General features: G+C 68.6%; 21 protein-coding genes. 16 read left to right on the forward strand and 5 right to left on the reverse strand.

What is annotated here, in order from left to right; translation table 11 throughout:
* Positions 1 to 18 precede the first annotated feature (18 nt).
* Genes bioF through bioC form a run of 4 tightly spaced genes read left to right on the forward strand, consistent with a single transcriptional unit; the run spans position 19 to position 3,745 of the window.
* Entirely contained in the window at positions 19 to 1,242 is a 1,224-nt protein-coding gene (gene bioF, locus AC5P9N_RS10580; protein ID WP_024958354.1) for an 8-amino-7-oxononanoate synthase, read from the forward strand.
* A 17-nt stretch (positions 1,243 to 1,259) separates the two neighbouring features.
* The gene (gene bioH / locus AC5P9N_RS10585) at positions 1,260 to 2,039 is read left to right on the forward strand and encodes a pimeloyl-ACP methyl ester esterase BioH (RefSeq protein ID WP_012481536.1); all 780 of its coding nucleotides are present in this window, start codon (positions 1,260 to 1,262) and stop codon (positions 2,037 to 2,039) included.
* A 29-nt stretch (positions 2,040 to 2,068) separates the two neighbouring features.
* The gene (locus AC5P9N_RS10590; RefSeq protein ID WP_099485114.1) at positions 2,069 to 2,848 is read left to right on the forward strand and encodes an SDR family oxidoreductase; all 780 of its coding nucleotides are present in this window, start codon (positions 2,069 to 2,071) and stop codon (positions 2,846 to 2,848) included.
* Between the two features lie 12 nt (positions 2,849 to 2,860).
* Entirely contained in the window at positions 2,861 to 3,745 is an 885-nt protein-coding gene (bioC, locus tag AC5P9N_RS10595; protein WP_005411519.1) for a malonyl-ACP O-methyltransferase BioC, read from the forward strand.
* A gap of 348 nt (positions 3,746 to 4,093) precedes the next feature.
* Here the strand turns inward: bioC and AC5P9N_RS10600 are convergent, their stop codons facing one another.
* Positions 4,094 to 4,738 (reverse strand): YdcF family protein, encoded by a 645-nt coding sequence (locus AC5P9N_RS10600; RefSeq protein WP_024958800.1) that lies wholly within the window; start codon positions 4,736 to 4,738, stop codon positions 4,094 to 4,096.
* On the reverse strand, positions 4,723 to 5,685 hold the full coding sequence (locus tag AC5P9N_RS10605; RefSeq protein WP_099485115.1) for a pyridoxal-phosphate dependent enzyme: 963 nt from the start codon (positions 5,683 to 5,685) through the stop codon (positions 4,723 to 4,725). The genes AC5P9N_RS10600 and AC5P9N_RS10605 overlap by 16 nt, the downstream gene beginning before the upstream one ends.
* A gap of 159 nt (positions 5,686 to 5,844) precedes the next feature.
* On the opposite strand from AC5P9N_RS10605, the gene AC5P9N_RS10610 reads away from it, so the two are divergent.
* On the forward strand, positions 5,845 to 6,333 hold the full coding sequence (locus AC5P9N_RS10610) for a hypothetical protein (RefSeq protein WP_024958802.1): 489 nt from the start codon (positions 5,845 to 5,847) through the stop codon (positions 6,331 to 6,333).
* Between the two features lie 548 nt (positions 6,334 to 6,881).
* Positions 6,882 to 8,771, forward strand: coding sequence for a tRNA uridine-5-carboxymethylaminomethyl(34) synthesis enzyme MnmG (mnmG, locus tag AC5P9N_RS10615; RefSeq protein ID WP_099485117.1), 1,890 nt, complete (start codon positions 6,882 to 6,884; stop codon positions 8,769 to 8,771).
* A gap of 132 nt (positions 8,772 to 8,903) precedes the next feature.
* Here the strand turns inward: mnmG and smeC are convergent, their stop codons facing one another.
* The 3 genes from smeC to smeA are packed head-to-tail and all read right to left on the reverse strand — an operon-like array spanning position 8,904 to position 14,674.
* A complete protein-coding gene (gene smeC / locus AC5P9N_RS10620; protein WP_099485118.1) occupies positions 8,904 to 10,319 on the reverse strand; it encodes a multidrug efflux transporter outer membrane subunit SmeC in 1,416 nt (471 codons plus the stop codon).
* Positions 10,316 to 13,465, reverse strand: coding sequence for a multidrug efflux RND transporter permease subunit SmeB (gene smeB / locus AC5P9N_RS10625; protein ID WP_099485119.1), 3,150 nt, complete (start codon positions 13,463 to 13,465; stop codon positions 10,316 to 10,318). The genes smeC and smeB overlap by 4 nt, the downstream gene beginning before the upstream one ends.
* A 12-nt stretch (positions 13,466 to 13,477) precedes the next feature.
* A complete protein-coding gene (gene smeA / locus AC5P9N_RS10630; RefSeq protein WP_099485120.1) occupies positions 13,478 to 14,674 on the reverse strand; it encodes a multidrug efflux RND transporter periplasmic adaptor subunit SmeA in 1,197 nt (398 codons plus the stop codon).
* A 117-nt stretch (positions 14,675 to 14,791) separates the two neighbouring features.
* Here smeA and baeS point away from each other — a divergent pair, with 117 nt between their 5' ends.
* The 10 genes from baeS to AC5P9N_RS10680 all read left to right on the forward strand — a co-directional run bounded on the left by baeS (position 14,792) and on the right by AC5P9N_RS10680 (position 25,335).
* Positions 14,792 to 16,195: a sensor histidine kinase efflux regulator BaeS gene (gene baeS, locus AC5P9N_RS10635; RefSeq protein WP_099485121.1), complete on the forward strand. Its 1,404-nt coding sequence runs from the start codon at positions 14,792 to 14,794 to the stop codon at positions 16,193 to 16,195.
* A complete protein-coding gene (locus AC5P9N_RS10640; protein WP_005414809.1) occupies positions 16,192 to 16,881 on the forward strand; it encodes a response regulator in 690 nt (229 codons plus the stop codon). Before baeS ends, AC5P9N_RS10640 begins: the two co-directional genes overlap by 4 nt.
* Positions 16,882 to 16,969: 88 nt before the next feature.
* On the forward strand, positions 16,970 to 17,791 hold the full coding sequence (locus AC5P9N_RS10645) for a nucleotidyltransferase domain-containing protein (RefSeq protein ID WP_005414810.1): 822 nt from the start codon (positions 16,970 to 16,972) through the stop codon (positions 17,789 to 17,791).
* A gap of 140 nt (positions 17,792 to 17,931) precedes the next feature.
* Positions 17,932 to 18,462: a gamma carbonic anhydrase family protein gene (locus AC5P9N_RS10650; protein ID WP_099485122.1), complete on the forward strand. Its 531-nt coding sequence runs from the start codon at positions 17,932 to 17,934 to the stop codon at positions 18,460 to 18,462.
* A gap of 123 nt (positions 18,463 to 18,585) precedes the next feature.
* Complete coding sequence (locus tag AC5P9N_RS10655) at positions 18,586 to 19,275, forward strand: RDD family protein (RefSeq protein WP_005414811.1); 690 nt, start codon at positions 18,586 to 18,588, stop codon at positions 19,273 to 19,275.
* A complete protein-coding gene (locus AC5P9N_RS10660) occupies positions 19,272 to 20,264 on the forward strand; it encodes a stage II sporulation protein M (protein WP_005414812.1) in 993 nt (330 codons plus the stop codon). The genes AC5P9N_RS10655 and AC5P9N_RS10660 overlap by 4 nt, the downstream gene beginning before the upstream one ends.
* Positions 20,254 to 21,876 carry a DUF4129 domain-containing protein gene (locus AC5P9N_RS10665; protein ID WP_099485171.1) on the forward strand — a complete coding sequence of 541 codons (1,623 nt, stop codon included), beginning with the start codon at positions 20,254 to 20,256 and terminating at the stop codon, positions 21,874 to 21,876. Before AC5P9N_RS10660 ends, AC5P9N_RS10665 begins: the two co-directional genes overlap by 11 nt.
* The gene (locus tag AC5P9N_RS10670) at positions 21,873 to 23,057 is read left to right on the forward strand and encodes a DUF4350 domain-containing protein (RefSeq protein WP_099485123.1); all 1,185 of its coding nucleotides are present in this window, start codon (positions 21,873 to 21,875) and stop codon (positions 23,055 to 23,057) included. Before AC5P9N_RS10665 ends, AC5P9N_RS10670 begins: the two co-directional genes overlap by 4 nt.
* Positions 23,054 to 24,040, forward strand: a complete 987-nt coding sequence (locus tag AC5P9N_RS10675; protein WP_005411535.1) for an AAA family ATPase — start codon at positions 23,054 to 23,056, stop codon at positions 24,038 to 24,040. The genes AC5P9N_RS10670 and AC5P9N_RS10675 overlap by 4 nt, the downstream gene beginning before the upstream one ends.
* Complete coding sequence (locus AC5P9N_RS10680) at positions 24,037 to 25,335, forward strand: DUF58 domain-containing protein (protein WP_154329654.1); 1,299 nt, start codon at positions 24,037 to 24,039, stop codon at positions 25,333 to 25,335. Before AC5P9N_RS10675 ends, AC5P9N_RS10680 begins: the two co-directional genes overlap by 4 nt.
* Positions 25,336 to 25,610 lie beyond the last annotated feature (275 nt).

Below are 25,610 nucleotides of genomic sequence, written 5' to 3' on the forward strand. Positions count from 1 at the left end.
TCGACGCATTCAGCCACCATGGCCCGCCCCGACCTGACCGCCCGCCTCCACGCCCAGCGCGCCCTGCGCGATGCCCAAGGCCGTCGCCGCCCGCGACGCACGGTCACCCGTCGCGATGGCGTGCGCCTGGAAGTGGACGGCCAGTGGCTGACCGGCTTCTGCAGCAACGACTACCTCGGCCTGGCCCAGCAGTTCAGCGTGGTCAACGCGCTGCAGGACGCCGCCGCACGCGAAGGCGCTGGCGCCGGTGCCTCGCACCTGGTCTGCGGCCATCATGCCCTGCATGAGGCGCTGGAACGCGAGGTGGCCGAATGGCTTGGCTATCCGCGTGCGCTGCTGTTCGGCAGTGGCTTCGCCGCCAACCTGGCGGTGCAGCAGGCGCTGCTGAGCGAAGAGAACGATGTCTGCGTACAGGACAAGCTCAACCACGCCAGCCTGCTCGATGCCACCCGGTTGGCCGGTGCACGCCTGCGCCGTTATCCGCATCTGGATGCGGAAGGCGCAATGCGTCAGCTCAAGCATGCGCCCGATGGCGCGGCAATGCTGGCCACCGATGGTGTTTTCAGCATGGATGGCGACATCGCACCGCTGCGTGCATTGTCGCTTGTGGCACGCCTGCAGCAAGCGCTGTTCTATGTGGATGATGCGCACGGTGTAGGCGTGGTCGGTGATGGCCGGGGTGCCGTGGCCGCCGCCGGACTGGGCGTGGACGATGTGCCGCTGCAGCTGGTCACGCTGGGCAAGGCACTGGGCGGTTCCGGTGCACTGGTGCTGGGCCGCGACGACCTGATCGAGCATCTGGCCGAAACCGCGCGCCCGTACATCTACACCACCGCCGTGCCACCGGCGATGGCCGCCGCTGCGCTTGAAGCGGTGCGCCTGGCGCGCAGGGACAACTGGCGCCGTTCCAAACTGGCAGACCTGATCGCGCTGTTCCGCAGCGAAGCACGCCGCCACGGGCTGGACCTGATGGCTTCGGACACGCCGATCCAACCGCTGCTGTGCGGCGATGACCACACCGCCGTGGCCATGTCCACGGCGCTGGAACAGGCCGGCTGGCTGGTCGGTGCGATCCGCCCGCCGACCGTGCCGGAAGGCAAGGCGCGCCTGCGGGTGACACTGTCCGCGCTGCACACGCCGGAACAGGTGCGGGGGCTGGTCGAGGCCATCGCCAGCGCGCGTGAACGCGTGGCCCTGGCCGTGCGTGAAGCCGCGCCACCGCCGCTGCCTGTCTTTGCCTGAGTTCCGTGTCGTTGCCCATGCATATTGACGTCACCGGCCGTGGGCCGGACCTGGTGCTGATCCACGGTTGGGCCCTGCAGGGCGGCGTGTTCGCGCCGCTGGTGCAGCGGCTTGCGGACCAGTTCACCCTGCACCTTGTCGACCTGCCCGGCCATGGGCACAGCCGCGAGGACACCACGCCGCTGCGCCTGCCGTTCGTGGTCGGTGCCATTGCCGCGGCTACGCCGCCGGCGGTGTGGTGCGGCTGGTCACTGGGCGGCCTGTTCGCATTGCACGCGGCGGCCACGCTGCCAAAGGTGCGCGGGCTGGCGATGATCGCCGCCACGCCGCGCTTCGTGCGAGGCGAAGACTGGCCGCACGCGGTGGAGCCGGCGGTGTTCGAGCAGTTCGGCCGCGAGCTGGCGACCGACTTCGGCGGCACGCTCGAACGCTTCCTCGCGCTGGACGTGATGGGTTCGGCGCACGCCCGCGAGGAGCTGCGCACGCTGCGCCAGCGCCTGGTCGAGCGCGGTGCGCCCACCGAACGCGCCCTGCTGGAAGGCCTGCGCCTGCTCGAAAGCACTGACCTGCGCGGCGCACTGCCAACGCTGGGCAAGCCCAGCCTGTGGATCGCCGGCCAGCGTGACCGGCTGGTGTCTCCGGTGGCGATGCAGGCCGCCGCAGCACTGGCCCCGGGTGCGCAGGCGCTGACCATCGCCCACGGCGGCCACGCGCCGTTCCTTGGCCATGCCGACGAAGTGGCCGCCGCCCTGCAACACTTCGTTGCCGCCCTGTCGCCGGCTGATGGCGGACAATGAGCACCTTCCAAATTCCGCAGGACTGACGCATGGATCTGGGCATCAACGGCCGCTGGGCACTGGTCTGCGGCGCCAGCAAGGGATTGGGCCTGGGTTGCGCGCGTGCGCTGGTGCGCGAGGGCGTCAACGTGGTGATCGTGGCCCGTGGTGACGCTGCGCTGCAGGCCGCCGCTGAAGAACTGCGTGCCATGCCCGGCGCTGCCGAGGTGCGCGCGGTTGCCGCCGATGTCACCACCGAGGCCGGCCGTGCTGCGGCACTGGCCGCATGCCCGCAGGTGGACATCCTGGTCAACAACGCCGGTGGTCCGCCGCCCGGTGATTTCCGCAGTTTCGAGCGCGACGACTGGATCGCCGCGCTGGACGCCAACATGCTGGCGCCGATCGCGCTGATCCGCGCCACCGTCGACGCGATGATCGAGCGCGGCTTCGGCCGCATCGTCAACATCACGTCGTCGGCGGTGAAGGCCCCGATCGACATCCTGGCGCTGTCCAACGGCGCGCGCAGCGGCCTGACCGGTTTCGTCGCCGGCCTGTCGCGCCGCACCGTGGCCCACAACGTCACCATCAACAACCTGCTGCCCGGCCAGTTCGACACCGACCGCCTGCGCGCCAACTTCGCCCACAGCGCGGGCAAGGACGGCGATGCTGGCGAAGTGGCCGAGCGCCGCCGCCAGCAGATTCCCGCCGGCCGCTTCGGCACGCCGGACGAGTTCGGCGCCGCCTGCGCCTTCCTGTGCAGTGCGCGGGCCGGTTACCTCACCGGGCAGAACCTGCTGATCGACGGCGGCGCCTACCCCGGTACGTTCTAAGAGACTTTCGCAATGCCGTCCCACTTCGATGCCCGCCACGTCCGCCGCGCGTTCGCGCGTGCCGCCAGCAGCTACGACGCCGCCGCCGCCCTGCAGCGCGAGGTGCAGTCGCGACTGATCGAATCGCTGGACTACCTGGAGGCACGCAAGCCCGAGGTGGTGCTGGACATCGGCGCGGGTACCGGCCATGCCAGTGCGTTGATGAAAAAGCGCTGGCCGAAGGCGCAGGTGATCGCGCTGGATGTGGCGCTGCCGATGCTGGACCAGGCCAAGCGCCAGGCCGGGTGGTGGAAGCCGTTCCAGCGCCTGTGCGGCGATGCCGCCGCGCTGCCGCTGGCCGACAACAGCGTGGATGTGATCTTCAGCAACCTGTGCCTGCAGTGGGTGGACGACCTGCCGGCGGTGTTCGCCGGATTCCGTCGCGTGCTCAAGCCCGGGGGCCTGCTGCTGTGCTCGACCTTCGGCCCGGAAACCCTGTTGGAACTCAACGAAGCGTTCGCCGCCGCCGATGATCGTCCGCACGTGAGCCGCTTCGCGCAGATCGCCCAGTTCGGCGACGCGCTGATGATGGCCGGCTTCCGCGACCCGGTGCTGGACCGCGATCTGTTCACCCTGACCTACGACGACCTGCCCTCGCTGATGCGCGAACTGCGCGCGATGGGCGCGACCAACGCGCGGGTGGACCGCCGCCACACACTGACCGGGCGTGGCCGTTTCGCGGCGGCGGCGGCGGCGTACGAGCCGATGCGGCGCGCCGACGGCAAGCTGCCCAGCAGCTGGGAAGTGATCTATGCCCACGCCTGGGCACCGGACCCGGGCGCGCCGATCCGCGAAGGCGGGCATGACGTCGCCTCGGTGCCGGTGTCGGCGATTCCGATCCGCCGCAAGCAGACCTGATCGTCTGGTAGTGCCGGCCGCTGGCCGGCAACCTCACGATTCCATGATGGCCATCTGCCGGCCAGCGGCCGGCACTACCCAATGCGACGCCATACGCGAATCGCTCTGGTAGGTGCCGACCTTGGTCGGCACAGTGCCGGCGACATCGCGATCTGACAGGTTGTACCAACCAAGGTCGGCACCCACCAAATTCGGGCGGTGTCGGCGATTCCGATCCGCCGCAAACAGACCTGATCGTCTGGTAGTGCCGGCCGCTGGCCGGCAACCTCACGATTCCATGGGGGGCATCTGCCGGCCAACGGCCGGCACTACCCAATGCGACGCCGTGCGCAACGCAGGCTTCCGCCCTCAGGTATTGGCCGGCGAACTCAACGGCGGGCGCACCAGGTCGCGGTGGAAGAAATAGATTTCCTGCACCAGGAAGCGCCAGCTGGTGTGGAAGCTGCGGAAGCGCGTGCTGGGCGTGGACGAGGCCAGCGCATCGATGCCGAGCGCCTTGCTCAGGCGCAGCGCGCGCGCCATGTGCAGCGGATCGCTGACGACGATCACCCGGTGCAGGCCGCGCTGGTCCATCAGCCGCTTGGCTTCAACCAGGTTCTGCACGGTATTGCGCGAAGCGGTTTCGATCAGGATCGCATCGTCCGGCACGCCATGCTTCAGCGCGTAACGCCGCGCCACCTGCGACTCGGAGAAGCGCGCACCGGTGCCGCCATAGCCACCGGTGAAGATCAGCAGCGGCGCATAGCGTGCTTCATACAGATCCAGCCCGTGGCGGATGCGTTCTTCGAACACCGGTGACGGCTTGGCGTCATAGGCGGCCGCACCCAGCACGATGATGGCGTCGGCCTTGGCGGCCTGGTCGCGTTCACCCACCCAGACGATCCAGGCGGTCACGCCCAGCAGCCAGATCACCAGCAGCACGAACAGCCGCCACAACCAGCCCAGCAGGCCGGTGCGTTCGCGGTGCCGCCCGCGGCTCACGCCGCCCCCCAGCGCAGCGCTGGCAGGTCGACGTTGCCGCCGGACAACACCAGGCCCACGCGCAGGCCGGCGAAGCGCTGCGGCTGCGCCAGCACCGCAGCCAGCACGGTGGCCGAAGAGGGTTCCACCACCTGCTTGAGCACGTCCCACAGCAGGCGCATCGCCGCCAGCGTCGCGGCGTCATCGATCACGATCACCTCGACACCGGCGGCGCGCAGCAACTCGAAATTGGGTGCGCCGATCAGGGTACGCAGGCCATCGCAGATGGTGTCCGGGGTGAACGCGCCCTGGCGCTCGCCGATGGCCAGCGAGCGCGCGGTGTCATCGGCGCCGGCCGGCTCGGCCAGGATCAGCCGGGTCTGCGGACTGGCGTGCTGCAGGGCCAGCGCGGTACCGCTGGCCAGGCCACCGCCGCCCACCGGCACCACCAGCGCGTCGAACGGGCCGTCGCTGTGCAGCAGTTCCAGGGCCGCGGTGCCCTGCCCGGCCATCACCGCCAGGTTCGTATAGGGATGCACCAGGGTTGCGCCGGTATCGGCCTGCACCTTGGCGCAGGTGGCCTCGCGGTCGGCGATGGTCGGCGGGCAGCGCCAGAGGGTGGCGCCGTGGCGGGCGATGTTGGCCAGCTTGGCGGCCACCGCCCCTTCCGGCACCACCACATGGCAGGGGATGCCCCGGGTGCGTGCGGCCAGGGCCAGCGCGGCACCGTGGTTGCCGGAGGAATGGGTCACCACGCCGGTACTGGCACGATCGGCATCGAGCGACCACACCGCATTGCAGGCACCACGGAACTTGAATGCGCCACCGCGCTGCAGGTGCTCGGCCTTGAACGCCAGCTGTGCGCCGGTCATCGCATCGAGCGTGCGCGAGCGCAGCACCGGGGTCACGCTGGCATGCGGGGCAATCCTCGCAGCAGCAAGCAGGACATCATCGGCGCGGGGCAACAGTGAATCGCTCATGACGCAAGATTAACGTATGCCCCCGCGCTGGCGACCGGGGCACAGGTCATGCCAGCATGCAGGCCTACGCCTCCATTCATCCTGGCCAGCCGAATTAAGGGCCGATTCAATGCCCGCGCACGAAGCTGGCTGCACATCCGTCCTCTGGGGGGACCCACCATGAAAATGCGCCTGTTGCTTGCCGGTGGCCTGTTGTTGGGCCTGACTGGCTGCACCACCTACGACTATGTAGGCGGTGGCCGCGGTGGCGGCTACTACCACGGCGCGCCGTCGGTGGAGTACCGCTACCCGGCCGGCTATCCCTACAACTACGGCTACCCGTACTACGGTGGCTATGGCGGCTATTACGGCGGCTATGGCAACCCGTACTACTCGCGCCCGATCTACCGCCCGCCGCACAACCACCGCCCGCCGCCGCGCCCGCCCGGCAACGGTGGCGAGAACCGTCCGCCGCCGCCGAGGCCGTCGTACAACGGCGGTTCCCCGTGGCGGAACATGGATTCGATGCGTCGCCCGCCGCAGTCGAACATGCAGCCGCCGGCGCCCGCACCGCAGGCCCGCCCGGCCCCGGCACCGAGTGCGCCGAGGATGAACGGTTCCCCCTGGCGCAACATGGATCGTGCGACGCAGCGCACAGTTGAGCGCTGAACCGTCTTGCATTTCACACGGTCTAAGCCGCAATCTACGCGGACAGTGACGGCCCGCGTCACAAAGTGACAAAAACGACACGAGCCGCCGCAAGAAGCTCTACGTCGATATCCGACAGGAACATCTGGATCCCCCCTGTTCCGGCCCTGTCGGATGTCGGCACCTCTGAAGGCAGACGGCCCCGCAATGCGGGGCCGTTTGTTTTGCCGGGCCGCCAACCGGCGAGAGCCCCAGCGTCAGTAGATCCACGCCATGCGTGGACGGGGCCTTTCCCGGCACCCCAAAAAAACAGGGCCGGACAGTCCCCCGACTGCCGGCCCTCTGCTCCCCCACCGTGCGCCTGTACCGGCCCCTGTTCCAATTCCGGTCACGGGCGCCTACGGCGCCAGCCACGGTGGGTGCTATTGGGTTATCTGCAAAAATCCTGCCAACTTTAGGGCTGATTTCGGCGCCGGCCGGCCGGTACCGACGTCCCGGCCCCGAATGGCGCTAAAATCGCCACCCCGGCGCCGCCCCCCGGCCGCGCCCGCCCCCAGCTGAACAGCCCCATGAATCCGTCCTTCCATCGTTACGACGTCATCGTCATCGGCGGTGGCCACGCTGGCACCGAAGCCGCGCTGGCCGCGGCCCGCACCGGCGTGCGCACCCTGCTGCTGACCCACAACATCGAAACGGTGGGCGCGATGAGCTGCAACCCGGCCATCGGCGGCATCGGCAAGGGCCACCTGGTCAAGGAGATCGACGCCCTGGGCGGTGCGATGGCGCATGCCGCCGACCGCGCCGGCATCCAGTGGCGCACGTTGAACGCCTCCAAGGGCCCGGCCGTGCGTGCCACCCGTTGCCAGGCCGATCGCAACCTGTACCGCATGGCGATCCGCGCCATCGTCGAAGGGCAGGACAACCTGACCGTGTTCCAGGCTGCGGTCGATGACCTGGTCATCGAAGGCGACGCCGTGCGAGGGGTCATCACCCAGACCGGCCTGCGTTTCGACGCCGGGGCCGTGGTGCTGACGGCCGGTACCTTCCTCGCCGGCAAGATCCATGTGGGCCCCACCCAGTACGCCGCCGGCCGCATGGGCGACCCGCCGGCCACCACGCTGGCCGCGCGCCTGCGCGAGCGCCCGTTCCAGGTGGACCGCCTGAAGACCGGCACGCCGCCGCGCATCGATGGCCGCTCGCTGGACTACAGCGTGATGGACGAACAGCCCGGTGATTCGCCGCGCCCGGTGATGTCCTTCCTCGGCTCGGTGGACGAGCATCCGCAGCAGGTCAGCTGCTGGATCACCCACACCACCGAACAGACCCACCAGATCATCCGCGACGCGCTGCATCGCTCGCCGCTGTACAGCGGCCAGATCGAGGGCATCGGTCCGCGCTACTGCCCGTCCATCGAAGACAAGGTGGTGCGCTTCGCCGAGAAGGCCAGCCACCAGATCTTCGTCGAACCCGAAGGCCTGGGCATCGTCGAGATCTACCCCAACGGCATCTCCACCTCGCTGCCGTTCGACGTGCAGCTGGAGATGGTGCGCAGCATCCGTGGTTTCGAGAACGCGCACATCACCCGCCCCGGCTACGCGATCGAGTACGACTTCTTCGATCCGCGCGGGCTGAAGGCCTCCCTGGAAACCAAGCTGATCAACGGCCTGTTCTTCGCCGGCCAGATCAACGGCACCACCGGCTATGAAGAAGCGGCCGCGCAGGGCCTGCTGGCCGGCCTCAACGCCGCACGCCAGGTACGTGGACTGGATGGCTGGTGCCCGCGCCGCGACGAGGCGTACCTGGGCGTGCTGGTGGATGACCTGATCACCCACGGCACCAACGAGCCCTACCGCATGTTCACCAGCCGCGCCGAATACCGCCTGCAGCTGCGCGAGGACAATGCCGACCAGCGCCTGACCCCCGCCGGCCGCGAAATGGGCCTGGTGGATGACCATCGCTGGAGCGCGTTCGAGACCAAGCAGGCCGCCGTCGCCGCCGAGCGCGCGCGCCTAGGCGCACTGTGGGCGACCCCGGCCAATGCGCTGGGCCGCGAGGTACAGGACACGCTGGGCGTGGCGGTCAGCCGCGAAACCAATGTGCTGGACCTGATCAAGCGCCCCGAGCTGGATTACGCGCAGCTGATGCAGGTGCCGTCGCTGGGCCCGGCCGTGGCCGACGTCAAGGTGGCCGAGCAGGTGGAGATCGGCGTGAAGTACGCCGGCTACCTGGATCGCCAGCGCGAGGAAATCGAGCGCCAGCAGCGGCATGAGGCCACGCCGATCGCCGAGGCGTTCGACTATGCGACCGTGCGCGGGCTGTCGGCTGAGGCACTGCAGAAACTGGAACGTGTGCGCCCGCAGACCATAGGCCAGGCGCAGCGTATCCCGGGCATGACCCCGGCGGCGATCTCGCTGCTGCTGGTGCACCTGGAGCGGGCGCGCCGCGGCCGCGTGGCGTAAGCGGTCGCACCTGCTTCTGGTGGGTGCCGACCTGGGTCGGCACGAATCATCAGATCGCGATGCTGCATGCATTTGTGCCGACCAAGGTCGGCACCTACCGGAGCGGAAGACACACCCACATTGGCGGGCGCGTTACCGCGCGTCCGCGCCACCACCCAGCACCTTGAACAACGTCACCCGGTTGCCCGCCTCCTGCTGCTGCAGGGCGATCAGGTCCTGCTGCGCGGCATACAGGCTGCGCTGCGCATCCAACGACTGCAGGTAGCCATCCAGTCCGGTGCGGTAGCGCGCATCGGCCAAGGTGTAGCTGCGCTGGCTGTCAGCCACCAACGCGCGTTGCGCGTCCAGCTGCGCGGTCAGGTGATCGCGCGTGGCCAGCGCATCGGCCACCTCACTGAAGGCCTGCTGGATCGCCTTCTCGTACTGCGCGATGCCGATGTCCTTGCCGATCTTCGAGGCATCCAGCGAGGCCTTCAGTGCACCGGCATGGAAGATCGGCGCGGTGATGCTGGGCGCGAACGACCAGCCACGGGTGCCGGCCGAGAACAGCGTCGACAACGCGGTGGAACTGTGGCCGTAGTTGGCGGTCAACGCCAGCGTCGGAAAGAATGCGGCGCGCGCGGCACCGATATCGGCGTTGGCTGCCTGCAATGCATGCTCGGCGGACAGCACGTCCGGGCGCTGCAGCAACACGCTGGACGGCAGGTTGGCGGGCAGCGGCGCCAATGCGACGCTGCCATCCAGCGCCTGCGCGGTTGGCAGCAGGGCCGGATCCAGCGGTGCCCCCACCAACAGCTGCAATGCATCGCGATCCTGCGCCTGCTGGGCCTGCAGCTTCGCCAGCGCCCCGCGCGCGGCTTCCACGCTGGTCTGCACCTGCGACAGGTCCAGGCCCGAGGCCAGCCCCTGTGCATGGCGGGCCTCGGTGCGCTGCAGGGTCTGCTGCTGGCTGTCCAGCGTCTGTTGCGTGAATGCCAGCGACTGCTCGTCGGCCGCCAGCGCCAGCCACGCCGTCGCCACTTCAGCCACCAGGCTGGTGCGCACGGCGCGCTGGTTCTCGGCGCTGGCCAGCCAGTTCTGCAGCGCCTCGTTCTTCAAGCTGCGGATACGCCCGAACAGGTCCAGCTCCCAGCTGCTGATGCCCACCTGCACGGCATCGGATTCGGTCACCTGGGTGACGCCGGTCTCGCTGTTGGCATCGCTCACCCGCGAACGGGTGACACTGCCGCTGGCATCCACCGACGGCAGCAGTGCCGCGCGCTGGATGCGGTACTGCGCGCGCTCCTTCTCCACCTGCAGCACCGCCACGCGCAGATCGCGGTTGTTCTGCAGCGCCAGCGCGATGACCTGCTGCAGGCGCGGTTCCAGGAACACGTCGCGCCAGGCCGGCATCGCCAGTGCCGGTTCGGCCGCGCCGATGGCAGCATTGCCGAACTGCGCCGGCACCGGTGCCTCGGGACGCTGGTAGTGCGGGGCCATGCTCACGCAGCCGCCCAGCACGGTGGTCATCGTTGCGGCCGCCAGGGCGCGCAGCAGCATCGGCTTCATGGGCTTGTCTCCGGGACAGTGGCGTCGGCCGGCGCGCGGCCCGGGAACAGGCGGCGCACCAGCAGGTAGAACAACGGCACGAAGAACATGCCCAGCACCATCGAGGCAACCGTACCACCGGCCACGCCGGTACCCAGCGAACGGCGCGCAGCCGAACCGGCGCCGGTGGCGAACACCAGCGGCAGTACGCCCATCAGGAACGCCAGCGAGGTCATTACGATCGGCCGCAGCCGCAGGTAGACCGCCTGCAGGATCGCTTCGCGGGTGCTCTTGCCCTGCTGTTCGAGGATGCGCGCGAACTCGACGATCAGGATGCCGTTCTTCGCTGCCAGACCAATCGTGGTCAGCAGGCCGACCTGGAAGTACACGTCGTTGTTGAGGCCACGCAGGTTCATCATCAGCACGGCGCCGAACATGCCCACCGGCACCGCCAGCATCACCGCGAACGGCACCGCCCAGCTTTCATACAGCGCGGCCAGGCACAGGAACACGAACAGCAGCGAGATGGCGTACAGCATCGGCGCCTGGTTGCCCGACAGCTGTTCCTGGTAGGCCATGTCCGACCAGGCATGGCTGAAGCCTTCCGGCAGCGTGTCGGCCAGGCGCGCGATCTCGGCCATCGCCTCGCCGGAGCTGACGCCCGGTGCCGGCTGGCCGGTGATTTCCATCGCCGAGATGCCGTTGTAGCGCTGCACTGCGGCCGGCGCGCTGGTCCAATGCGTGCTGATCAACGACGACAGCGGCACCATCTGCCCGGCCTGGTTGCGCACGCTCCAGCGCTCGATGTCCTGCGGCTGCATGCGTGCTTCGGCGGTGCCCTGGATGAACACCTTCTTGATGCGGCCCTTGTAGATGAAGTTGTTGACGAAGTCGCCGCCCAACGCCGCGTTCAAGGTGTCATTGACGTCCTGCGGGTTCACGCCCATCGCCTGCGCCTTGGCGTCGTCCACCTTCACCGCGTATACCGGCGCGTCTTCCAGGCTGGCGTAGCGCACGTTGACCAGCTTCGGGTCCTTGGCGGCTTCCTTCAGCAGCGTGTTGCGCGCGGCCACGGCGGCGGCATGGCCTGCACCGCCTTCGTCCTGCAGTTCCAGGGTGAAGCCACCCGCATCGCCGAGGCCCAGGATGGCCGGTGGCGAGGTGATGAACACCTGCGCATCGGGCACGCTGGCCATCGCCCGCGTCAAGCGTGCGGCGATGGTATCGGCGTCGTCCTTGCGGTCATCCCAGTCCTTCAGCCGGATGAAGGCCTGGCCGACGTTCTGGCCGCTGCCGGTAACACTGAAACCGGCGGTGGCCTGGATCGAGAGCACGCCGTCGTCCTTCACCGCGACGGCACTCAGACGATCCATCACCGCCCGCGTCTGCTCCAGCGTGGAACCGGCCGGCAGCTTCACCAGCGCGTTGAGCATGCCCTGGTCTTCATCGGGCAGGAACGCGCCCGGCAGGTGCCACAGCAACAGGCCGGTGGCCACGCTCAGCACCAGGTAGAACAGCACGCCGAGCGTGCGGCGGCCGAGGAAACGATCCACGCGATGGCGCAGGCCGTTGGAGGTGCGCTCGAAGCGGTGGTTGAACCAGATGAAGAACTTGCCCAGCAGGCTCGGCTCGCCACCGTGGTCGCCATGCGGATGGCCGCCCTTGGGAATCTGGTGCAGGATGCTGCCACACAGTGCCGGGGTGATGGTCATCGCCACCAGCACCGACAGGATCATCGCGGCGGCGATCGTCACCGAGAACTGGCGATAGATCACCCCGGTTACACCGCTGAAGAACGCCATCGGCAGGAACACCGCGGTCAGCACCAGCACGATGCCGACCAGCGCGCCGGTGATCTGGCCCATCGCCTTCAGCGTGGCCGGCTTCGGCGCCAGCCCTTCGAAGGTCATCACCCGCTCTACGTTCTCCACCACCACGATGGCATCGTCCACCAGCAGGCCGATGGCCAGCACCAGTGCGAACATGGTCAGGGTGTTGATCGAATACCCGAATGCAGCCAGCACGCCGAACGTGCCCAGCAGCACCACCGGCACCGCGATGGTCGGGATCAGCGTGGCGCGCCAGTTCTGCAGGAACAGGTACATCACCAGCACCACCAGGATGATCGCTTCGATCAGGGTGATCACCACTTCCTTCAGCGAAATGGTCACGAATGGGGTGGTGGTGAAGGCCACGTGGGCGGTGTAGCCATGCGGCCAGTACTTCTGCAGCTGCTGAAGCCGTGCATCGATGGCCTTGGAGACGGCGATCGCGTTGGCACCGGCATTGAGTTCAATGCCCAGCGACGCCGACGGCTTGCCATTGAAGGTGCTGATGCTGTCGTAGCTTTCCGGCCCGAGGCCGATCTTTGCCACGTCGCCCAGACGCACCACGCTGCCGTTGGCATCGGCCTTGAGCACCACCTGCGCGAACTGCTCGGGCGTGTGCAGGCGGCTGCGCGCGGTTACCGTGGCGTCGAGCTGCTGGCCCTTCAGCGCCGGCTGGCCACCCAGCTCACCGGCGGAGACATCGGTGTTCTGTGCCTGCAATGCGGTCTCGATGTCCGAGGGCATCAGCGCGTACTGGCGCATCTTCTCCGGATCCAGCCAGATGCGCATGGCGTATTCCTGGCCGATCGGCTGGATGTTGCCGACACCGCTGACGCGGCTGATCTGGTCATCGATGCGCGCTTCCATGAAGTTGGCGACATCGAAGTTGTCCATGCTGCCGTCTTCGCTGGTGAACGACAGCACCTCGAAGATCGAACCACTGGACTTGGTGATGGTCAGGCCGTTCTGCTGCACCGCCTGCGGCAGCGTGGCCATGGCGGCCTGCAGCTGGTTCTGCACCTGCACCTGCGCGGTATCCGGATTGGTACCGGTGGCGAACACCAGGTTGACCTGCGCCGAGCCGTCGGAGGCACTGGTCGAGGTCATGTACATCAGGTGATCGAGGCTTTGCTGGGACTGCTCGATGACCTGGGTGACCGCGTTTTCCACGGTCTGCGACGAGGCGCCGGTGTAGGTGGCGCGGATGGTGATGGTGGGCGGGGCGATCTGCGGGTAGCGGTCCACCGGCAGGATCAGGATCGCGAGCAGGCCGAGCAGGCTGACCGCGATGGCGATCACCCAGGCGAAGATCGGCCGGTCGATGAAGAAACGAACCATGTGGGCCAGGCCTCAGTGCGACTTTTCGTCGGTGTTGCCGTTCGGATCGACCGCCGGCATCGCCGCCAACTGCGCCGTCGTGGCCGCCACCGCTTTCACCTGCTGACCGAGCGATACCGCGCTGCCGTTGCTGACGATCACCCGTTCGCCAGCCTTGAGGCCGCTGGTGATCTGCCACTGGTTACCGACCACCTGGCCGGTGCTGACGCGGCGCTCGACCACATGATCCTTGGCGTCGAGCAGGCGCAGCAGCGGTTCGCCGCGTTCGTTGCGCACCACTGCCTTCTGCGGCACCAGCAGGGCACGCGCGTCGGTGGCCATCGGCAGCACCGCCTTCAGGTACATGCCCGGCAACAGCAGGCCGTCCGGGTTCGGAATGACCGCGCGCAGCTTCACGTTTCCGGTGCCCGGATCCACTGCGCTGCCGACGAACTCCAACGTGCCTTCATGCGCGTAGGTGCTGCCGTCCTCCAGCAGCACCTTAACCTGTGCCTTGCCATCGATGGCCTTCACTAGGCCCGCATCGAGCCGCTTGCGCAGCGCCAGCATCTGCGTGCTGGACTGGGTGACATCCAGGTACACCGGGTCCAGCCGCTGGATGGTGGTCAACGCCGTATCCTGGCCGGCCGCGACCAGCGCGCCGGCGGTGACGCTGGAGGTGCCGATGCGACCGTCGATGGGGGCGGTCACCCGGGTGTAGTCGAGGTTGATGCGGGCAGCCTGCAATGCAGCGCGCGCGGCAATCACGTTGGCCTGCGCCTGCTTCAACGCCGAGGTGGCATCGTCGGCGTCCTGCTTGCTGGCTGCATCCATGCTCACCAGCGCGCGGGTACGCTCGGCCTTCGGCTGTGCCGACAACACGGTGGCCTCGGCCTGCGCCAGCTGCCCGCGGGCGGTATCGAAGGCCGCCTGGTACGGTGCCGGGTCGACCTGGTACAGCAGCTGCCCTGCCTTGACCTGCTGGCCTTCGGTGAACAACCGCTGGCGGATCAGGCCGCCGATCTGCGGCCGCACCTCGGAGATCTCGAACGGCACGGCACGGCCGGGCAAGGTCTGCTGGAGTGCCAGCGGCTGCGCGCTGGCGATGATGACGCCCACTTCGGGCATGGCCGGGGCGTCGGTCCTGTCCGCCGAACAGGCCGCCAGGGCCAGCAGCAGGGGCAACAGCAGGGGACGCGGGGAACGGGACAGCGGGCGCAGGAGAGACATGGGGGGCGTGGGGGCCTTGCGTTGACCCGTGCACGCTGCCGTGAAACTGTGCAGAGAATATGGAGATTGTGCGACGGGCTCAGCTGGCGCTTGCTTTCGGCGCCGCATGCGCCGCTAATGGCCTTCGCGATGGCGAAGTTCCAACTCAAATTCGGCCTGACCGCGAAGACCTTCCTCGCGATCTTCACCGCCTGCCTGCTGGTGCTGGCAGTGAACGGTATTGCCAGCCGCGTGGCCTTCCAGACCGGCTTCCTGGACTACCTCAACGACCAGGGCGACCTGCGCATGCAGCGGCTGATGCCACACCTGCAGCGCGAGTACCGCGAGCACGGTGGCTGGGAGCATCTGCACGGTGATGGCGACCGCTGGGCGCGGCTGCTGCGCCCGGACCTGGCCCATGGGCACGAAGGACCGGTGCCGTCGCTGTCCGACCAGACCGGCGTGCCGTCGCGCCTGGGCCTGTTCGACGCGCAGCACCGTTTCGTGGCCGGCAACCCCGACGCCACCAGCGATGACGAGCCGCATGCGGTGCAGGTGGACGGGCAGACCGTCGGTTGGCTGGGCATGGTGCCGTTCCAGACCGTCATCGCCACCAACGACCTGAATTTCTACAACACCCAGGTGCGCGCCTGGTGGGTGATCGGCATCGCGCTACTGCTGGTGACGGTACTGCTGGCCTGGCTGGTATCGCGTGCGCTGCGCCAGCGCCTTGCCAAGCTGGCCGCTGCCACCCACCGGTTGGCCGCCGGTGACTACGCCACCCGCATCGAGCGCACCAGTGACGATGAGCTGGACGCGCTGGTCAACGACTTCAACCGGATGGCGCAGGCGCTGGACGATACCGAACGCAACCGCCGCGCCTTCATTGCCGACATCTCGCATGAGCTGCGCACGCCATTGGCCGTGGTGCGGGCCGAGCTGGAGGCGATCGAAGATGGCATCCGTCCGCTGGACCGGGCCAACCTGGTGGGCCTGCAGGGCGAGATCCGCCAGCTGGGCAAGCTGATCGACGACCTGCACGACCTGTCGATGACCCAGTCCGGCGGCCTGGCGTACCGCTTCGCGCCACTGGACCTGGTGGCGCTGCTGCGCAGCGAACTCAATGGCATGCGCGTGCGCTTCGCCAATGCAGGCCTGGCGTTGGAAGAAGACCTGCCCGCCACGCCGTTGCAGGTGTCCGGTGACGAGCGGCGCCTGCAGCAGGTGCTGGCCAACCTGCTGGAAAACGCACTGCGCTACACCCATGCCGGTGGCCGCGTACGCGTGCAGGCGGCGCGCGTGCCTGCCGGCGTGCAGCTGGTCGTGGAAGACACCGCGCCGGGCGTTCCGCCCGACAAGTGTGCACTGGTGTTCGAACGCTTCTACCGCGTGGAAAGTTCGCGCAACCGCGCCAGTGGCGGCAGCGGGCTGGGCCTGGCCATCAGCCACAACATCATCCTCGCCCACCACGGCGTCATCCACGCCGCGCCCTCGCCGCTGGGCGGGCTGCGCGTGGTCATCACCCTGCCGGAGCCTGCATGAGCACGTCGCCCGCCACGTCCACGAAGATCCTGATCGTCGAGGACGAGCCACGCCTGGCCTCGGTACTGCGCGACTACCTGGCCGCCGCCGGCATGGCCAGCGAGTGGGTGGACGACGGTGGCCAGGTGATCGACGCATTCGCGCGCTACCAGCCCGACCTGGTGCTGCTGGACCTGATGCTGCCGCAGCGCGACGGCGTGGACCTGTGCCGCGAACTGCGTGCCAGCAGCGATGTACCGGTCATCATGGTCACCGCACGGGTGGAAGAGATCGACCGCCTGCTGGGCCTGGAGATCGGCGCCGACGACTACATCTGCAAGCCGTTCAGTCCGCGCGAAGTGGTCGCGCGGGTAATGGCGGTGCTGCGCCGCTACCGCCCGGACCCGGGTGCGCGCGCCAACGGTGGCCTGCACATCGACGAGCCGGCCGCACGCGCCACCTGGAACGGCAAGGGCCTGGACCTGACGCCGGTGGAGTACCGCCTGCTGCGCACGCTGCTGGCCACCCCAGGCCGGATCTGGGCGCGCGATGAACTGCTCGACCGGCTGTACCTGGACCATCGCGTGGTGGTCGACCGCACCGTCGACAGCCATGTGCGCAACCTGCGCCGCAAGCTGGCCGACGCCGGCATGGAAGGCGAGCCGATCCGTTCGGTGTACGGCATGGGCTACAGCTACGAGCCCTGATCGCGTTCCCCGGGCTTGGCCCGGCAGACGCAGCGTGTTCGATCTGCGCTACAGTCGAGAACGCTCGACATCAACGAATCACGACGGCATGGACGACATCCACCCGATCGCGCCGGACAAGCGCGCCGCCATCCTTTCCACCCTGGCTGACATCGAACAGCGCTACGACGTACGCGTGCTGCTGGCCTGCGAGTCGGGCAGCCGCGGCTGGGGCTTTTCCTCGCCCGACAGCGACTACGACGCGCGCTTCATCTACGTGCATCGCCAGCCTTGGTATCTCAGCGTCAACGAGAGCACCGGTCCCGGCGAAGCGCAGCGCGATGTGATCGAACTGCCGATCGACGATGAGCTCGACGTGAGCGGCTGGGACCTGCGCAAGGCACTGCGACTGGTTTCAAAATCCAATCCGACCCTGATCGAGTGGCTGCGCTCGCCGATCGTCTACCAGCAGGATCAGGCGGCGGTGTCACAGTTGTGGGAAGCAGCGAAAGCGTTCCATTCACCGCTGGGCACCTGGTGGCACTACTTCAACATGGCGCGCTCGAACCATCGCGGCTACCTGCGTGGCGAAACGGTGCGCACCAAGAAGTACCTGTACGTGCTGCGCCCACTGCTGGCCTGCCAGTGGATAGAGCACGAACAGACACCCCCGCCGATGGCCTTCGAGGATCTGCTGGACCGGCTGCTGCCAGACGGTGCGGTGCGTGAAGTCATCGATGCCCTGCTGGCGGTCAAGCGGGCCAGCGCCGAGGTCGCCGCCGGGCCGCGCATTGCGGCGATCAGCGACTACATCGATCGTGAACTGGCCATCCGGACTGCGCAGGCGCCACAGCTGCCCGCCGGACGAGGTGATGCTGCGTGGCTGGATGAGCTGTTCCGGCAGATGCTGGCCGAGCACGCGCCTGAATGAAGAGCCGCACCTGCCGCTGGTAGTGCCGGCCGCTGGCCGGCAACCACGGAAATCCAGGCGTGCCGCGCGGTTGCCGGCCAGCGGCCGGCACTACCACACGGGTATCATCGTCGCGAACGCCCTGATTTCCGGAGACCCCGATGAACCCGCTGCGCCCCTTCCGCGACAAGATGCCCATCCTCGGCGAGCGCGTGTACATCGACCCGTCGTGCACGATCATCGGCGACGTGGAACTGGGCGACGACGTGTCGGTGTGGCCGGGCACGGTCATCCGCGGTGACGTCAATTACGTACGCATCGGTGCACGCACCAACGTGCAGGACGGCACCATCATCCACGTCAGCCACCACAGCCCGTACAACAAGGCCGGCTACCCGACCCTGATCGGCGAAGGCGTGACCGTCGGCCACGGCTGCATCATCCACGCCTGCACGATCAGCGATTACAGCCTGATCGGCATGGGCGCCTGCATCCTCGACGGTGCCCGCGTGGAGCGCCATGGCTTCGTCGGCGCCGGTGCGGTGATCGGCCCCGGCAAGGTGGTGGGCGAAGGCGAGCTGTGGGTCGGCAATCCGGCCCGGCCGGCACGCACCCTGAGCGACAAGGAGATCGAGTCGCTGCACTACTCGGCCGACCACTACGTGCGGCTGAAGGACGAATACCGGGGCTGAGCAGCCAACGCTGCCGCGCGGCTCTGCTAAAGTCTGGGCCCGACCAGGACCTGTCGAGACCCCCATGCCTGTGGTTGCCAGCCGGAGAGGACTCCGGCGCCCACAACGAAGGCCACCGCGCTGATGGCCGCACCGATGCTCGATACCTACCGTGAGGTGGTGACGCCGGAGGGTGTGCTGCTCCAGTTGCCGGTAGCCGGACCGCTGCCGCGGGCCATGGCCTGGCTGGTCGATCTTGGCGTGCGCATCGCGGTACTGGTGCTGATGGCGATTCCGCTGGCGGTGCTGGACGAATTCGGCTCCGGCCTCAACCTGGTGCTGATGTTCCTGGTCTACTGGGTCTACCCGATCGTGTGCGAGGCGCTGTGGGGCCGCACACTGGGCAAGCGCGCGCTGGGCCTGCGCGTGCTGTCCCGCGATGGCGCGCCCGTGGGCTGGATGGCGGCGATCACCCGCAACCTGCTGCGCACGGTGGACATGCTGCCGTTCGGCTATGCACTGGGCCTGGTCAGCAGCCTGTTCGATCCCCACGGCCGCCGCCTCGGCGACCTGGTGGCCGGCACCGTGGTGGTGCACGCGCCTGTGCTGTACCTGCCGCCGCCACCCACCATCGACAGCGTGCTGGCCCCGCCGCAACCACTGCGACCGGAGGAACAGGCCGCGCTGATGGCCTTCGCCGAGCGCGCGCCACGGCTGTCGGCGGCACGCCAGCAGGAGCTGGCCGGCATTGCCGAGCCCCTGACCGGCACCCACGGCCAGGTCGCCGTGCTGCGCCTGTACGCCATGGCCAACTGGCTGCTGGGGCGGCGATGAAACAGGAACAGTTCGTCGCCCGCTACCAGCAGGAATGGCAGGAGCTGGAACAGTGGCTGCTGCTGCGTGCCGGCGCCTCGCGCCGCGCGCGCCGCAAGGCCAGCGGCCTGGCACTGGACGATACCGCCGTCCCGCAGCGCTACCGGCGCCTGTGCCAGCAGCTGGCGCTGGCCCGCGAGCGCGGTTACAGCCCGCAGCTGGTCCAGCGCCTGCAGCAGCTTATGCAGCAGGGCCACAGTGTGCTGTACCGCACACGGCCGACGCGCTGGCGCGCCGCGCTGGAATTCCTGGTGGCCGACTTCCCGCTGCTCGTGCGCAGCCAGGCACGCAGCATGTGGGTGGCGCTGGCGATGTTCGCGCTGCCGGCAATCGCCTGCTTCGTGCTTGTACAGGTCTACCCGGACCTGATCCATACGTTGATGGACAACCGCCAGATCGCCGCGATGGAGCGCATGTACGACCCTGCCGCCGAACGACTGGGCCGCGACAGCGGTACCGACTGGATGATGTTCGGCCACTACATCCTCAACAACATCAGCATTGCCCTGCGCACCTTCGCCAGCGGCCTGCTGGCCGGGCTGGGTACGCTGCTGGTGCTGCTGTTCAACGGCGTCACCATCGGCGCGGTGGCCGGCCACCTGCAGCACATCGGACACGGTGGACCATTCTGGCGCTTCGTGGCCGGCCATGGCGCGTTCGAGCTGACCGCGATCGTGATCGCCGGCGGTGCCGGCCTGCAGCTGGGCATGAAGCTGCTGGCACCGGGCCGGCGCAGCCGCCTGGACGCGCTGGTCGACGGTGGCCGCATCGGTGCGCGGCTGTGCCTGGGCGTGGCGTTCATGCTGCTGGCCGCAGCCTTCATCGAAGCGTTCTGGTCGTCGATCGCCGAAGTCCCCGCATGGACCAAGTTCGGCGTCGCCGGAGTGCTCTGGGCCGGCGTGCTGCTGTGGCTGTGGCGTGGCGGGCGTGGAGGCGGCCATGCGCATTGACCGTCTGGACGTGGTGCTGCGTGCACGCAGCGGCTGGGAAGCGATGGAGCTGGGCAGTGCCCTCGCCCGCCGCCATGCGCGCGCCGTGTGGGGCAGCTGGCTGCTGGCCAGTGCTCCGTTGTTCGTGATCTTCAACGCGCTGGGATGGTGGCTGGATGCCTTCGGCTGGGCCTGGCTGGCGATGTGGTGGTGCAAGCCACTGTTCGAGCGTGCGCCGCTGTATGTGCTGTCACGCGGCATCTTCGGCGAACCGGTCAGCACACTTTCGGCCCTGCGTGCGCAGCGTCACTGGGGCAACACTGGTTCCTGGGGCTACTTGGGCTGGCGTCGCTTCAGCGTGCTGCGCAGCCTGTGCCTGCCGGTGAACCTGCTGGAAGGCAACGCACCGGGCCAGCGCGGTCCACGCCGCCGTGCGGTGGCTGCCGGCGCCGCAGGTGCGGCGACAGTGCTGACCGTGACCTGCATGGCGTTCGAAGCGGTGCTGGTATCTGGTGCCATCGGTGCAGTGTTCATGTTCATGCCACTGGACCTGATGTCCGAATCCTGGCGTGCGGCCTGGGACATGATCGGCAAGGACACGCCGGCATGGGCACGCTTCGGTTTCAATCTGGCCTGCTGGCTGGCCTCGGCGCTGATCGGCCCGTTCTTCGTCGGTGCGGGCTTTGGCCTGTACTTGAACCGGCGTACGCAGATGGAAGCCTGGGACGTCGAAATCGCCCTGCGCCGACTGCGCGATCGCCTGCTGCCGGCGGCATCGACGCTGGCGCTGCTGCTGTGCCTGGCACTGCCGCTGGTCTCCGCCCCGGTGCATGCGCAGGACGCAGATGCCGAGCCCGGGCGCGCAATGGGCAAGCCCAACGCCAGTGACATCGCCGCCGAAGACGACGACGATGAACCGACCATCGACCCGGCCAACACGCCGGCCACCATCTTCGGTGGCACGCCGGTGGACACCGCCGGTTTCCGTCAAGCGGTTAACCGCGCCTATGAGGACCCGCTGCAGCGCCCGACCCGCGAGGTCACCCGCTGGAAGCCGATCGAGCAGGCCGAGGAAAAAAAGAAGGAAGACAAGCAGCTGCAGCGTGACACCAACAGCAAAGGTGAACGCAAAGCGCGCAGGGACGGCATCGCCTGGCTGGCACGGCTGGCCGAATGGGGCCTGTGGGGCCTGCTCGGCATCCTGCTGCTGGTGCTGCTGCTGACCGCGCGGCTGTGGCTGCCATGGCTGCGTGGCAGTGGCCGGCGCAAGGCCGACGCTGCACCGAAGGTGCTGGAGGAACAGGTGGAGTTGCCGGTGGTGCTGCCGCCGGACGTGGCCACCCAGGCTGGCCTGCTCTGGGACCAGGGCCGGCCGCGGCAGGCGCTGGCCCTGCTGTACCGCGCCAGTGTGCGCACGGTGGGCGAGCGCAGCGGTATCGCGCTTCCACCTGGTGCCACCGAAGCGCAATGCCTGCGCGCGTCGCGGCGCATGCCTGATGCCACCGATCGTGACCTGTTCGCGCGCATCGTGCGCATGTGGCAGTACGCCGCCTACGGTGGCCGCCTGCCCAGCCGCGCCGATTTCGATGCATTGGTCGATACCCTGCGCCAGCAGTACGGGTGGCAGGCATGAGTCCGCGCCTGTTCTGGTCGCTGCTGCTCGGTGCATTGGTGCTGTTCGGTGTACCGCTGACCATCCTCTACCTGCGCACGCACGAACGGGTGACCGAGACGATCCGGCTGCCGCCACAGGGCGAAGCCGCCTACAACCCGCTGTACGTACTCGGCCAGGCCCTGCGCGCCGATGGCATTGACGTGCACTCGCGGCCACGGCTGGAACTGCAGCAGATGGCACTGGGGCCGAACGATACGGTGGTGCTGCTGCAGGACAGCAGCGAACTGCCGCCGCCCGTTGCCAGCGCGCTGCTGGACTGGGTCGACGGTGGCGGCCACCTGCTGGTACGTACACCGCCGCCGGCCGAGGACGATGCCGGCAGCACGCAGGGCCCCTTGCTGGACCGGCTGGGCGTGGACAGCCTGTTCCAGCGCAGCGACTGCCAGCCGTTCCATGTCGACGACGATCCTGGCCACGTCGAATTCTGCGGTGGCCGTCGCTTCACCCTGGGTTTTGCCGCCAGTGCGCAGGCCGAACGTCGCTGGGGCACGGATCGCGACCTGGTGTTCGCGCGCCTGCGCCATGGCCAGGGCAAGGTGAGCGTGCTGGCCGACATGGAGTTCATGCGCAGCGAGGTGGACTCACCGGCGGCGCGCCTGGCCTCCGCAGGGGGCAATGCCAGCGACGGCCTGCATGACGCGTCGCATCGCGACCTGACCCGCTACCTGCTCGATCCGAACTACGGCAAGGGTGCGGTCTGGCTGGTCTATGCCAGCCGCCCGCCGTCGCTGTGGTCGCGCATGTTCTATCAGGGCTGGCCGCTGTGGGCACCGTTGCTGCTGGCCCTGCTGGGTTGGCTGTGGGGCCGCTCGCAGCGCTTCGGCAGCCTGCTGCCGTCGCCGGTTCTGGAACGCCGTTCGCTGCTGGAGCACGTGCGCGCCAGTGGTGAACTGCTGCTGCGTTTCGGCCACGGCGCGCGCCTGTACGAGGCCGTACTCGCCCTGTTCCTGCACCGCCTGCGCCTGCGCGCACCGATTGCCGCCGCACTCGGTGGCGCGCCGCGCGATCAGGCCATCGCCGAGCTGCTGAAGTGGCCGCAAGGCCGCGTTGCCAGCGCGCTCACGCCCCCTCCGCCGCACGATTCCTCCGCCCTGCGCGAGCGCATCCGCTTGCTGCTCCAGATGAGATCCCTGCTATGACCGAAGTCCCCGAGCTGCCGGCGGCCGCCAACGCCCGCCTGATCGAACGCGTCGATGCCATCCGCGATGCCGTCGGCCACGCCTTCATCGGCCAGGCTGATGTGCTGGACCAGATCCTGGTGGCCCTGCTGGCCGGTGGCCACGTGCTGATCGAGGGCGTGCCCGGGCTGGGCAAGACCCTGCTGGTGCGCGCGCTGGCACAGGCCCTGGAACTGGATTACGGCCGCGTGCAGTTCACCCCCGACCTGATGCCCAGCGACGTCAGTGGCCACGCGGTGTACGACCCGAAGAGCGAGAGCTTCAAGATCCGTCGCGGCCCGGTGTTCACCAACCTGCTGCTGGCCGACGAGATCAACCGCGCACCGGCCAAGACCCAGTCGGCGCTGCTGGAAGTGATGCAGGAAGGCCAGGTGACCATCGAAGGCAAGGCCTTCACCCTGGCGCCGCCGTTCATGGCGCTGGCCACGCAGAACCCGCTGGAGCAGGAAGGCACCTACCCGCTGCCGGAAGCACAGCTGGACCGCTTCCTGTTGAAGGTGCTGATCGACTACCCGCAGCTGGAGGACGAGAAGCGCATGGTGACCGCGATCACCAGCGGCCGCGCCGCCAGCGATTTCGACCTGAGCCAGGTGCCGCGCGTGCTCGGTGCCGGCGAACTGCTGGAACTGCAGCGCGCCACGGCGGCGATCACCGTCGATGACGAAGTGATCGACTACGCGGTGCGGATTGTGGCGGCCACGAGGCAGTGGCCGGGTATCGCGGTCGGCGCTGGCCCGCGTGGCAGCATCGCGCTGGTACGTGCCTCGCGCGCGCAGGCGGTGTTGGCCGGCCGTGACTTCGTCACCCCCGACGACGTGCGCGACATCGCGCGCCCCGCGCTGCGCCATCGCATCGCGCTGGCACCGGAACTGCAGATCGAAGGCCAGGACGCCGACGACGTGCTGGGTGCACTGCTGGCCAAGGTGGAAGCACCGCGCCGATGAGGCCGGCCCCGCTGCTGCTGGCGCTGCTGCTGGCCTGGGCCGCCCTGGGTGGCCTGGTGCTGGGCGGCCTGCTGCCGCGCTGGAGCTGGGCGCTGGCCGCGGTGGCGATTGCCGTGCCAGCGTTGATGGATCTGTGGCGGCAGACGCGGCGTCCATCGCCGCAGATCCAGCGTGAGCTGCCCGAAGCGCTGGCACTGGGCGTGCGCCGCGAGGCCGCGCTGCGGCTGCAGGCGGACGCATCGATGACGGTGCAGGTGTTCGACCTGGTCCCCGGCGGCTGGCCGCTGGAGTCGCTGCCGCAGCGCGTGCGCCTGAAGGCCGGCAGCGCCTCCACCCTGCACTACCACCTGCAGCCGCTGCAGCGCGGGCGCTTCCGCTTCGAAGGCGTGCACCTGCGCATGCGCTCGCCGTGGCGGCTGTGGTGGCAGCATCGCACGCTGCCTCCCGCGCTGGACGTGCGGGTCTATCCGAACTTCGTACCGCTCACCCGCTTCGCCCTGTTCAGCGCCGACCAGGCCTCGCGGTTGGTCGGTGCACACGTGAAGCGCCGCCGCGGTGAAGGCACCGACTTCCACCAGATGCGCGAGTACCGCATCGGCGACAGCCTGCGCCAGCTGGACTGGAAGGCCACCGCGCGTGCGCGCAAGCTGGTCTCGCGCGAGTACCAGGACGAGAAGAACCAGCAGCTGCTGCTGATGCTCGACAGTGGCCGCCGCATGCTGGCCAGCGAAGGCGGGCTCTCGCACTTCGATCATGCATTGAATGCCTCGCTGGTGGTGGCCTACCTGGCGCTGCGCCAGGGCGATGCTGCCGGCCTGTTCGCCACCGGTGGCGAGCGCCGCTGGGTGGCACCGCAGCGTGGCATGGGCACCGTCGAGCACCTGCTGCGTGCCAGCTACGACCTGCAGCCGCGCGCGGTGGCCACCGACTACCTGGCCGCCGCCACCGAAGTGTCGCTGCGCCAGCGCCGGCGCGCGCTGGTGATGCTGGTCAGCAACGTGCGCGACGAAGACATCGAGGATCTGCTGGCGGCGGTGCGCCTGCTGCAGAAACGCCACCTGGTGTGCGTGGCCAGCCTGCGCGAGCGCGAACTGGATGCCGTCCTCGATGATGAGGTGCAGTCGCTGGAGGACGCGGCCCAGGCCGGCGCCGCGGCGCTGTACCTGCAGCAGCGCGCGAAAGCGCATGATGCGCTGCGCAGCGAGAAGGTGATGGTGCTGGACGTGACCGCCGACGCCCTGCCCGGTGCACTGGTGGAGCGCTATCTGGCGGTGAAGCGCGAAGGGCTGCTCTGATACCGGGAGCGGTTGCCGGCCCGCGGTCGGCACTACCGACACATCGCTCTGGTGGGTGCCAACCTTGGTTGGCACGAAACCCACAGCGCCGACCAGGGTCGGCATCTACCAACAGCGGTTGCCGGCCAGCGGCCGGCACTACCCCCTGCAACAACCGGTGCATCGCTTTGGTGGGTGCCAACCTTGGTTGGCACGAGACCCACAGCGCCGACCAGGGTCGGCATTTACCAGCAACGGTTGCCGGCCAGCGGCCGGCACTACCCCATGCAACAACC

The organism is Stenotrophomonas sp. YJH_SMC_6 (assembly GCF_059371335.1).